Source organism: Parendozoicomonas verongulae (assembly GCF_009711465.1).
In the GTDB taxonomy this organism is placed as follows: domain Bacteria; phylum Pseudomonadota; class Gammaproteobacteria; order Pseudomonadales; family Endozoicomonadaceae; genus Sansalvadorimonas; species Sansalvadorimonas verongulae.
The window spans coordinates 2,424-13,399 of record NZ_SMME01000796.1; the positions used below are offsets into that span (position 1 = coordinate 2,424).

14 protein-coding genes are annotated in these 10,976 nt (G+C 50.0%); 7 read left to right on the forward strand and 7 right to left on the reverse strand.

Translation table 11 applies throughout. The features are described 5' to 3' along the window. Positions 1-397: 397 nt before the first annotated feature. Positions 398-925 (reverse strand): hypothetical protein, encoded by a 528-nt coding sequence (locus E1189_RS07825; RefSeq protein WP_155159474.1) that lies wholly within the window; start codon positions 923-925, stop codon positions 398-400. A 564-nt stretch (positions 926-1,489) separates the two neighbouring features. Here E1189_RS07825 and E1189_RS07830 point away from each other — a divergent pair. Both E1189_RS07830 and E1189_RS07835 read left to right on the forward strand, forming a co-directional pair. Then, on the forward strand, positions 1,490-2,764 hold the full coding sequence (locus E1189_RS07830; RefSeq protein ID WP_155159475.1) for a cytosine deaminase: 1,275 nt from the start codon (positions 1,490-1,492) through the stop codon (positions 2,762-2,764). A gap of 223 nt (positions 2,765-2,987) precedes the next feature. Beyond that, complete coding sequence (locus tag E1189_RS07835) at positions 2,988-3,266, forward strand: ComEA family DNA-binding protein (RefSeq protein WP_155159476.1); 279 nt, start codon at positions 2,988-2,990, stop codon at positions 3,264-3,266. 316 nt (positions 3,267-3,582) lie between these two features. Here the strand turns inward: E1189_RS07835 and E1189_RS07840 are convergent, their stop codons facing one another. Beyond that, positions 3,583-4,278, reverse strand: coding sequence for a Fic family protein (locus tag E1189_RS07840; protein ID WP_196221305.1), 696 nt, complete (start codon positions 4,276-4,278; stop codon positions 3,583-3,585). Between the two features lie 188 nt (positions 4,279-4,466). Between E1189_RS07840 and E1189_RS07845 the strand changes: the two genes are divergently transcribed. Both E1189_RS07845 and E1189_RS07850 read left to right on the forward strand, forming a co-directional pair. Beyond that, a complete protein-coding gene (locus E1189_RS07845) occupies positions 4,467-4,688 on the forward strand; it encodes an AbrB/MazE/SpoVT family DNA-binding domain-containing protein (protein ID WP_155159477.1) in 222 nt (73 codons plus the stop codon). Next, positions 4,685-5,116 (forward strand): type II toxin-antitoxin system VapC family toxin, encoded by a 432-nt coding sequence (locus E1189_RS07850; RefSeq protein WP_155159478.1) that lies wholly within the window; start codon positions 4,685-4,687, stop codon positions 5,114-5,116. Before E1189_RS07845 ends, E1189_RS07850 begins: the two co-directional genes overlap by 4 nt. Before the next feature lie 69 nt (positions 5,117-5,185). Here the strand turns inward: E1189_RS07850 and E1189_RS07855 are convergent, their stop codons facing one another. Beyond that, a complete protein-coding gene (locus E1189_RS07855; RefSeq protein WP_155159479.1) occupies positions 5,186-5,950 on the reverse strand; it encodes a hypothetical protein in 765 nt (254 codons plus the stop codon). A 184-nt stretch (positions 5,951-6,134) separates the two neighbouring features. Between E1189_RS07855 and E1189_RS07860 the strand changes: the two genes are divergently transcribed. Both E1189_RS07860 and E1189_RS25885 read left to right on the forward strand, forming a co-directional pair. Continuing rightward, entirely contained in the window at positions 6,135-6,377 is a 243-nt protein-coding gene (locus tag E1189_RS07860; protein WP_155159480.1) for a type II toxin-antitoxin system Phd/YefM family antitoxin, read from the forward strand. Positions 6,378-6,390: 13 nt separating this feature from the next. After that, complete coding sequence (locus E1189_RS25885; RefSeq protein ID WP_329601941.1) at positions 6,391-6,447, forward strand: hypothetical protein; 57 nt, start codon at positions 6,391-6,393, stop codon at positions 6,445-6,447. Here E1189_RS25885 and E1189_RS07870 read toward each other — a convergent pair. The 4 genes from E1189_RS07870 to E1189_RS07885 form a co-directional block, all read right to left on the reverse strand. Beyond that, positions 6,444-7,163 (reverse strand): tyrosine-protein phosphatase, encoded by a 720-nt coding sequence (locus E1189_RS07870; RefSeq protein WP_155159481.1) that lies wholly within the window; start codon positions 7,161-7,163, stop codon positions 6,444-6,446. The genes E1189_RS25885 and E1189_RS07870 overlap by 4 nt on opposite strands. A 54-nt stretch (positions 7,164-7,217) precedes the next feature. Next, on the reverse strand, positions 7,218-8,216 hold the full coding sequence (locus tag E1189_RS07875; RefSeq protein WP_155159482.1) for a PDDEXK nuclease domain-containing protein: 999 nt from the start codon (positions 8,214-8,216) through the stop codon (positions 7,218-7,220). Positions 8,217-8,292: 76 nt separating this feature from the next. Then, positions 8,293-9,672 carry an O-antigen ligase family protein gene (locus E1189_RS07880; protein WP_155159483.1) on the reverse strand — a complete coding sequence of 460 codons (1,380 nt, stop codon included), beginning with the start codon at positions 9,670-9,672 and terminating at the stop codon, positions 8,293-8,295. A gap of 83 nt (positions 9,673-9,755) precedes the next feature. Then, complete coding sequence (locus tag E1189_RS07885; RefSeq protein ID WP_155159484.1) at positions 9,756-10,616, reverse strand: undecaprenyl-phosphate glucose phosphotransferase; 861 nt, start codon at positions 10,614-10,616, stop codon at positions 9,756-9,758. A gap of 143 nt (positions 10,617-10,759) precedes the next feature. Here E1189_RS07885 and E1189_RS07890 point away from each other — a divergent pair. Continuing rightward, on the forward strand, positions 10,760-10,976 hold a 217-nt coding region (locus E1189_RS07890), incomplete at its 3' end, for a hypothetical protein (RefSeq protein ID WP_196221306.1).

The following is a 10,976-nucleotide window of genomic DNA, read 5'->3' on the forward strand; positions in this document are numbered from 1 at the left end:
CGATAAACCTTTTACCTGTGACTTTGAGGGGTGTCACAGAGCATTTACCACATCCTGCGATCTCATCAAACACTACCGCATCCACACTGGGGACAGACCCTTTGTCTGTAACTTTGACGGATGCAGCAAACGATTTGCCCAATCCGGTAATCTCACCACCCACTATCCACACAGGGGATAGACCCTTTGTCTGTAACCAGAGCGGGTGCTATCAGTCTTTCACCACATCCAGTCATCTCACCTCATAAACGCATTCACACAGGAGACAGGCCCTTTATCTGTGACTTTGACGGATGCAACAGGCGTTTTGCCCAATCCAGTAACCTCAACAAACACAAGCGCACCCAACACAATCAGAAAGATGAGTGACCCGGCTTGTCCCTTTCACGCTATAGAGTTAACGCTTGCGATCCCGATTCAGCTGATACTCTCTCGCTTTATCCGTTAATAACTTATACAACGTATCCGGTGAGTAATTGGTGAATCGGCACACGCATTCGATACGTTCATGGAGATCGTCGATATCAACAGGCACCTGCTGCCAGTAGCCGCAGAGGTGAGCTTTGATCCGGGGTTGCGCAGTGTGATGAAAATGAAATACCTCATCGGGGTTATAGTAGGGGAAAACGTTTGCTGGGGGTGTCAGAGTTGCTGGAGTTGTTGGGATTTCCGGACTTTCTGGACTTTCCGGACTTTCTGGGCTTTCCGGGCTTTCCGGGGTTGTTGTGATTTCAGGAGGTACAACCTTCTTATCAAGTTTTTCCACATGAGCGTAGGGAGATGATTGTATGAGTTGATCCAGGTCTTCGTCCGTAAATTCGGGGGAAAGCCCTATAAGGTCCAGCCTGTGACGAATACCGGACGGGGTACGTTCCTGTCTCAATACTGCATTATTCGCGATCAAGGACGATACTGTTGCCGCCACACTCCTCCTTTTATCAAGTGGAATGTTTTTGCATTCCTCCAATAAAAGACGGGTAGCATTTCCACTCCACCGGCTATAGTACTTGGTTGCTGTTATAGCCCTGGCGTGCCCAGAAGAGTTGAATTTAGGGGCTCTGTGTGGCGGCCTTCTTTTTGGAGTAAGAATAGTAAATGGTGAAATGGTTACCTTCTTCATAAGACTTCATTGTCCTTATTTAAGTCACTCAGACACGTTTTGACACACAAGAGGTGCAAATGTTCATTCGCTTCCACCCCTTGCTCCCGGGTGTTGTTAGCGAAACAAACCGGCCCGTTATCGATCAGAGCAAAGTACAGCCGACAACCGCACCGCCTCTACCAGTTTGCTCTGGGTAATGAAAATTACAGCCTTGGGCCTGTGCCCTCGGCTGCGCGTAAAGGTGTGATTCCCCTGATGATGGTAATAACAGCCTGATGTTTATCTTCGGTGCCGCTGGCGGCGCCACCAGCTACTTGATTCTTAACCCTGTGCTTAATGGGGCCCCATCCACCGACAAGCAAGCCACCGCCTGAAGGAAAGAAGACCATGTCTGAATTATTGATTAAAAATGTTGCCATCCGTGGGCGGGCTGGTTGCTTCCAGATTCTTGTTCAGGGTGGCCGTATTGCCGCCATTGAAGGTGACGCTACTCCACTGAACACAGAAGCACCCGTACTGGATGGCGAAGGCGGCATGGTACTGCCTCCCTTTTGTGAACCCCATATTCATCTGGACACCACCCAAACCGCCGGTGAACCCAGCTGGAATATCTCCGGCACACTGTTTGAAGGCATTGAGCGTTGGGCCGAGCGTAAGGCCATGCTTTCCATTGGCGATGTGAAAGAGCGCGCCAGACAAACTCTGAAATGGCAAATTGCCAACGGCATACAATTTGTGCGCACACATGTAGATGTGGCTGACCATACTCTGACTGCACTGAAAGCCATGCTGGAAGTTAAGGAAGAAATGAAGGAGTGGATAGATGTGCAGATTGTGGCATTCCCTCAGGAAGGTATCCTCTCCTACCCTCACGGGAAGGAACTGTTGGAAGATGCGGTGAAGATGGGTGCTGATGTGATTGGCGCAATTCCCCATTTTGAGTTCACCCGGGAGTACGGTATCGAATCCCTGCACTACACCTTTGAACTGGCGCGTCAATACGACCGTATGATTGACGTGCACTGTGATGAGATAGACGACGAACAATCACGGTTTGTAGAAACGGTTGCAGCATTGGCTCACAAATATGAGATGGGTCATAAAGTAACGGCCAGTCATACCACCGCCATGCATTCCTATAATGGTGCGTATGCCTCTCGCCTTTTCCGTTTGCTGCGTATGTCTGGCATTAACTTTGTGGCTAACCCGCTGGTTAACATTCATCTGCAGGGGCGCTTTGATGATTATCCCAAGCGTCGTGGCATGACCCGCGTAAAAGAAATGCTGGCTTCTGATATTAACGTCTGCTTCGGCCATGACGATGTGTTCGATCCCTGGTATCCGCTGGGTACAGCGAATATGCTGCAAGTTCTCCATATGGGCCTGCATGTCTGCCAGATTATGGGGTACGACCAGCTGAACCAGTCTCTGGATTTGATCAGCACCAACTCAGCCATAACCATGAACCTGACAGAGTACGGCATTGAAGTGGGCAAGCCTGCCAAGTTGCTGATCCTCCCCGCTGAAAATGACTTTGATGCCCTGCGCCGTCAGGTACCTGTGCGTTACTCCGTGCGTAACGGCAAGGTGATTGCAGAAACACGACCAGCTCAAACACATATTGCGCTGGAGGAGATAGAAACTGTGACATTTCAGCGATAATCTCAGCACTCTCTCCATGCTCCATGGCTGGCATCAGCAGGGTGCCAGCCCCGTTTCCCACCTCTGCCAGTTTTTTGGCTACGCGTCTATCAATCCATCGATCTCAGTGATCAACACCTCTTTCAAACAGCCTTGGTGAACTGATCCTATTTGCGGATTGGCCAGTTGTTAACTAAAACTTGAAGGGAGCCCCCATGAATTGGGTTGTACACGGAGGTATCAAATGCTCAAGAAAATTGTTTCCGCTACATTCTTCTCATTTTTCCTTGTTTCCTCGCCCACATGGGCTGATAAGCATGATTCTGACAAGGTCAATATCAACACAGCGAATGCTGAAACTCTTGATAAAGAGCTAAAGTATGTTGGTGAAAAAACGGCCAAACGGATTGTTGATTATCGCGATGAACATGGTGAGTTCAAATCGGCTGAAGAACTCAGTGAAGTACGTGGTGTTGGGATGCAAATCATCGAGGCTAATAAGGAAGTAATAGTTACTGAGTAGCATTTATTCATACGGAGGACATTAAGAGACTCTGATTGCTGTTAACCCAAGAGCTGATCGCCCGATTCGCCTGTCTCGGGCGGGATGTTCTCTCTTCCCGTTTTTCTGCCAGAACATCAACAACTTTTTCAGCGCCCTGAAAGCACTCCCTCTGCTGCCGTCCAGCAAGGCAAGCGCCAGGTTACCAAACAAATGGGTTCCTGACATAGCAACCTTCCGTGTTAATATCTCGCATTCATGCCAGCTTCGGCAAAGTGAGCCAAAGATCGCTTGAGAATGGCCACCACAAAAGAGGCCCTCGTGGCATATATGCGCATTATTTGAAGTTCTCTATGATCTTTGGATTAACACAATCACGCAGGAACTTATTCATCGGAGCCATATCACCAGAACTATAAAACTCTAACATCAGTTGGTTGAAATCTTTCTGTTTCTTTGCAGGCACGTTGATAATAGGGAAACCAGCCGCAAGAAGAATACCATTCATCATGAACCTGCCCATGCGTTTATTGACATCCCAGAAGAGCTGTGCTCTTGCCATTCTCAGGAATGCGGTCATCGCACGATCATAGATATCACTGCATCTACTCACTTCAACTTCAATCTCGCCCCAAACCTGATCAAGGTCTTCAGGAGATGGTGGTTCATATTCGGAACCACTTATCGTTACGTTTCCAGTACGAAATGCTCCCCCTTCAAGAGCTTCTTCCTTGCCTGCGATTTTGTGTATTTCAAGAGCTACGTCCTTTGAAAAGGAGAAGTTCCCATCGGATACAAGGGCGAATAAATGCTTCCAGGCATCGGCTTGGCTCAGAGCCATATTCTGATCACTAATTTTGTGGCCCCCCACAGTAATCCCATCCAGCAATGTTTGAACCTCTGGCAAGGTCATCGCTACACCTTCAAGGTTCACCGCATCATAGACGAGGGAAGGCACATCACGAACGGCAAGCTGCCTGGCCATAGCAGGATCAGGGTTCATACCCCAAACTGAGTCATTTGCCGCTGTCATTTCTGTATCTCAAGGGTTTCGTGGAAAATTTTTTACATTGTATCTGCATGATCTTCTCTCGTCATGCAACGGACGGGATGTCTGCGGACAAAAATGAACCTGACCCCATTGGAAACTGACGATAACTTGACCGGACAGTAGACGCCTTATATCTTTACTTTTACACAAAAAGTAAAGAGAACTATCGTATGCCAGTCATCAGTGCCAAACGGCAGATAACACTACCTGCAGAGCAATGCCGGTTAGCGGGCCTTGCTCCAGGTGATGAATATGAGAGTTATATTGATAACCACGGCCACATCACCATTGTAAAAAAAACCAAGGGCGCGGCGCGGGGGATGCTGAAAAACATCAAAAGCGATAAGCGAATGACTGATGAAACGTCGATGCAAACCGGTATAAACCCATGATTGCTATCGATACCAATGTATTACTGCGCTACCTGTTGGATGATGACAGGCAACAGTCTGCAAAGGCAGCCAGGCTAATGAGTGGCAGCGCAATGGTACTGATCACGGATATTGTTCTGGTTGAAACCCTGTGGACGCTACGGGGTAAAAAGTACAACCTGAATAAAGCTCAGCTGATTCATGTGATTCAACAGCTTTTTTCCGAACCAAACATCCGTTTTGAAGATGGCCAGACGGTGTGGCGTGCACTGAACGACTATCGGCTGGCAGTGCCGGTGAAAGTGGGCAGCAAACGTAAAAGTGCAGACTTTCCGGATGCATTGATTATTAATAAAGCAAGTTACTGCGTGAAATTTCCAGACCAGCTGGAAGGGGTATACACCTTTGATAAAGCGGCTCAGGTGATTGATGGGGTTCGTGAACCTTGAGTTGTCTACAGGAAGAACTGTTCACCACAGAGGGCACAAAGCACACAGTCACTGCGCACGGCGGCTCAATCAAGAAGAACAATCCCGCCGAAACCACTCAGGCTTCGGCACCAGCGGGCAAACCACATCCGTTTTCTTCTGGGCACGGGCAACCGTCATAGCCTGACGAGGATACTTCCCGGCATAGCGAACAAGGTTCTCATCCACCGCTGTTTTCACCGTGGCAGGCAACCAGTCGCCATACCAGAGGCCGAGCTGGGTCACCGTGTTCATCACCGGCTGTTCCCAGGGGCCGAGGGTTGTGGCCCGTTCCAGGGCGTTAAAGAATTCCTGATCGATCTCATTGGCACGGGCTTTCGCCATGGCTAAGTCGGCCCAGGTGTAAGGCCAGGCCGGGCGCATTTTTATCGCTTCGCGGTAGGCCTGAATACCCTGCTGCTGAAACGCCTTGTCTCCGGCATCCAGCACTTTGCCGTGACGCTGGGCATCCTGCACCACCCAGTCTTCCACCTGTGCCTGCGCTACCCGGTATTCCGGCTTGTTCGGCGCCAGCGCAATAGCGCGCTCTGCCCCTTTTCGCGCCACCTTCACCATCTTCTCTGGCAGGGTGTACTGGCCTTTGCTCTGTCGGAGCTCCTCTCGCCAGAAGGTCATGTATTGCTGGGTCTGGCTGTTGACAGCGCTGGCTTTCAGGTTCTGAAGGCTGGTGACTATCAACCAGCCCAGCACGGGTAACAACAGCAGCACGGGTAAACGACGCAGGTTAAAGGTTTTCTTTCCGCGGGAAGCGCTTTTACTGCGAGATCGCCTTCTTCGGCGCCTGGTATGTTCCATAAAATTCAAAGCTCATGAACGAAAAAGGCACAGAGCCCTGACAGCTCTCTCACTGTCGGATTCTGTGCCTTGGATTAAACACGTATTGATTCAGCTGAAACTTGGAGATTGAACGATTTCTGACTACACTTGTCCAACTGATTGAACAAAAAGCTGTACAATAAAGTGTACGAGAGGTGAAGTCATGAATGTTATTTCCTATTCAGAGGCCCGAAACAATTTAAAACGTGTACTGGATAAGGTCGCCGATGACGCCGGACATACCATCATTCATCGCCGTGAAGGCGAGGATGCTGTGGTTATGTCTCTGGACACCTACAACAACCTTATGGAAAACCTGCACCTGATGTCATCACCGAATAATGTGAAGCATCTGAACGAATCCATTGAGCAGATAAAAAGGCTACTGGTCCAGACGCATCAGTGAAGAACACAGACTTATTTACCAGGCAACAGATAAACAACTGACGATTGCTGCCTGTCGGTTTCATTATTAAACGGCTTTAAAAAGATCCCTCGTTAACAGAAGCGGATTCGTCACACACAGCAACTCCCCCAGCTCTGCACCCAGCGCTTCATACGCCGCCTTCATAGCCGGAGGCCGGTGCGTGACATTATGAGCATCGGACGCCACACAAAACGCCAGCTCATTCTCCAGAAACCACTGAGCGGTTTGCAGAGCCTTCTGTCCAAAGCCACCAGCCACCGAGGCTGCCGTAAGTTGAAACAATGCACCCCGTTTTGCCAGCGAGTGAGCCAGCTCCGGCTTGCGCATCATCTCTTTATTGCGTTCCGGGTGGGCAATCAGTGCACGAATGTTTTGCCGGTCCAGCCAGGACAGCAGGTTCTCGATACCCATGGGAATACGATCGTGGGGCATTTCCAGCAGCACCACGGTTTTGTCTTCCCAGCGGCCGAGGAATGGCACCTTGTCCCTTTTCAGCTGAATCATAAATTCATCGCTGATGCGTACCTCCGCCGCCATGGCCAGCTGGATGGGAAGGTTGTGTTCCCTTGCGGCCTGCTGGAGGGTTTCGAAAGCGGGTTTGATGGTATCGGTTGTGTTATTGAACCGGCCGGGGTGCATGTGAGGTGTGCACACCAGGTGGGTGATGCCGTTGTCTGTGGCCAGTTGCAGGAGAGCCAGAGAGTCTTCGATGGTCTGGGCACCGTCGTCGATGCCGGGGATTATGTGGTTGTGTATATCTATCATATAGTGTGCTTACCGCTGAACCTGCCTGACCTTTCTTCGATTTTCTGCATCATGTCAGAGCTCTTCACATCCCTGCATTAAAGTCTCAAGCTTATGGGCAAGTTCTTTCCGGTTCGGTAGATGTGTTTTGTATCGAGAAACAAAAATCTGATTGGAGATGGAACCAGTTGCATACTCAACAAGAATTTCATCTCTATCGGCCGCCATCACTATGCCGATGGGCTCATGGTCATCAGGCGCATTCTCTTCTTTCTTGAAGTAGTTCAGATAAAGGTTCATCTGTCCAATATCCTGATGACTGACCTTACCCAGCTTTAAATCAATAAGAACAAAACACTTAAGGATGCGATGATAGAACAGTAAATCCACATAGTAATGTGTGTTGTTCAGAGTAATCCTGTACTGCTGCCCAATAAAGGCAAACCCCTTACCGAGTTCGAGTAAAAACTGAGCTAGCTTATCCACCAACTGGTTTTCCAGATCTTTCTCGCTGTATCGGTTTCTCTCGGGCAGATCGAAAAATTCAAAAATATAAGGATCCTTAACGAGATCGTGCGCAGACTCGGGCTGGTGCCCCCGAGCCAAAGCCAGCACACCGGCTTTATCCTTGCTCAGCGCCAGACGTTCGAACAGGCCAGAGTTTATCTGCCGCTTCAGCTCCCGCACCGACCAACGTTCTTCAAGACACTGCTTCTCGTAAAAACTGCGAGAAACATCGTCGGATATCGCCAGCAATTCGCAATAGACTGACCAACTCAAAAATCCAGACAGTGTCTGGATTTTTGGATAACAGAGATAAAGCTGCCTCATCAGGTAGATATTACTGCGGCTGAACCCCTTTCCATACGCCTGTTTCAGATCTTTAGACAACCGATCAAGCAGCTGTTTTCCATACTCCGCTGAGGGCTCGCCTTGTTGCTCAAAATCAACAATATGGCGCCCTATATGCCAATAGGTTTTAACCAGGCCAGCATTTACTTGCTGCTGAGCCTTCTTTCGTCCTGCCTGTACCAGCTCCCCTACCCGCTCAACCAGAACACCATATTCATCCATAGATAGACCTTTTATTTTTGAAAACGACCATACCAGCAGGCAGCCAGAACAACAGCCAATGGCATTCTATCCCGTTTCAGCTGGCTTTCGATCGGCTGTGGGCTATGAGAGAAACAGCCATGAGAACAACAAAATAGGCCGCATTCGCAGGCATCTGCAGGTTAAAATCCACCGTGGCATGAATCAGAATCGCCAGTATACCCATAAAACTGGCAAAACCTGCCCCCTGATAGAGTTTTTTGCGTTTCTGCCCCATCGCCCGAAAAGCTTTGTACAGGCAGAACAACACCATGGCCGCCAGAATCAAAAAGGCCGGAACACCCATCTCCGCCGGGAACTGCAGGTAATCGTTATGGGCCAGATCATAAAAGCCTCCCCAGGAGCCATCGTGATAGTGGGGCAATGCCGTGTAGTAACTGCCGCCGCCGGTGCCTGTCAGCCCGTTATCCTTGATCATATCCAGCGTCACATGGGCGACATTAGGGCGGGTTTCCCGTTCCATGGAGGTTCGCTCCAGACGGTTCATCACCTGCTCTAAACCAAACCACTGGCTGATAATCACCGTATCAATAATCAACAGGCTGGCGAACAGAAACACCATCCCACGGGTCAGCTTGCGCTGAATCACCACATAAATCAGCCCGGTGACCATCAAACTGCTGAAGAACGCCGTGTTACCCATACGGGAACGGGACATCACCAGACCAATCACCATAATCGCCAGAGCGCTGCGCAACAGCACCTTGTTGCTCATCAGCACCTGCAAGGCCGCCATCAGGCGTTCCCGCCAGCTGGTGAACCGGTTGTTCTGCAGGCGGGCAATCAGCAACCCCATACCTGCGGCGAGGGTCATTTCCAAAAAGCCGGAGAAGCTGTTCCGGTTCACAAAAGTACCGCTTGCCACACCCAAGTAAGAGGTCTTCTCCCGAAACAGCAGCCACTCGGCACCCGACAAGGTACTGAGGGAACCAAACACCGCCTGAAAGGTTCCTGCTGCCACAAAAGCCATCAGCAACTGTTCCAGACGCTTGCGTGAATCCACCAGCAACAGGGTTAAACAGAACAACAGGTAATAGGCCGTGGTGAGCAGTGCGCTGAAATGAGTCGCTTCCGGGGCTAAGGACAGGTAGCCATAAGTACCCGCAGGCAGCCCCATCGCAGCCTGAGCCTGCAGAGAATACTCCGCAGCAGAAGGAGACAGCGCCTGTACCCACGCCATAGGCAAAGGAATCTGCTGAAACCACATCCAGGCCATCACCAGAATAAACCCAATATGTAACGGAGTGGCTGCACGAAAAGCAGGGGTTATCACCAGCCGCCCACGCACCCAGGACACGGTTGCAAATGCCGCCAGTGTATAAACCAGAGAAGAGAGGATCACCATCGCCCAATCCGGGCGACTGGCTTCAGGGAGGGGAAGCCACAACAGCGTGGCTAAGAGTAAATAGAAAAGCATTTTTTTGTTAACCACAGAGGCCACAAAGACCACAGAGAAAAGCTTTAAACCTTGGTGATCTCTGTGCCCTCTGTGGTAAAAATTCAATAAGCTGTTTTACCAACAAACCCTTTAAATACGGTTAGAAAAATAATCTTCACATCCAGCCAGAGAGACCAGCGGCTCATATACTCAAGATCACACTCTACCCGCTTCTGCATTTTTTCCAGCGTGTCGGTTTCACCCCGGTAGCCGCGCACCTGCGCCAATCCGGTAATCCCCGGCTTCACCTTATGGCGCTTCATATAGGACTCCACCATATCCTTGTAATACTCGTTATGCTCCAGAGCATGGGGGCGAGGGCCAACAATGGACATTTTCCCCTGAATCACATTAAAAAACTGAGGCAGTTCATCGAGGCTGGTGCGGCGGATAAACGCGCCCACCCGTGTGACACGGGGGTCGCCCTTGGTGGCCTGAGTCACCTTGCCATCATCTTCGTTGTGAATTTTCATGGAGCGAAACTTATACACCTTGATGGGCTTGCCATCCACACCATGGCGATACTGTTTAAACAGCACCGGGCCGGGGGATGAAAGTTTCACCGCCAGGGCAATCAGCCCACACACTGGCATAATCATCAGGAAGATCAGCCCCCCTATCACCCTGTCCTCAATACTTTTGACTATACGGTTATAGCCAATCATGGGTGTGCAGCTGATATCCAGAGAGTAAAAGCCACCAATGGGGGTGATTTTATGGTTCAGCAGAGGCATATCCCGCATGCCGGGCATAAAACGGATATCGGTTGTGGAGTGGCGCAGGGCGTGAATCATCACATGCACATAGCCGCTGTCTTTTAAGGGCAGGCAGACCCAGCACTCATCGTAGTATCCGTTTTCATCCAGTAACGCCTGTACCGCTTCCGTGGTTTCTTTGGGGGTGATTGAGCACTCTCTACCCATAAAAAAGATGCTCTTTCATGGAAAGCCAATAAGCCTATTTCCCATAAGCACTCTCCCTCTGAAGTTCAGACAGAATTTGAGTTCCTACGGCTTATGGCCTAGCTTTGACAACCCTCCTATATAGAAGAAGGTATTCTCCCCACATGGCTGACCTGTTTTCTGAATTGCAACGTCTTGGTATTGATAACGAGGTTGCCCATCATGTGACGATGTCCCTGAACCCGGAACATCTCGCCACCAAGCAGGACCTCCTGATCATGCAGGAAACCATCATGCAGGTTCAGCTGAAAACAGAGCAGGCCTTTAACCGGCTGGACCAAAAGATTGATGGGGTGGATGCCAAGGTAGATAAAGTTTCCA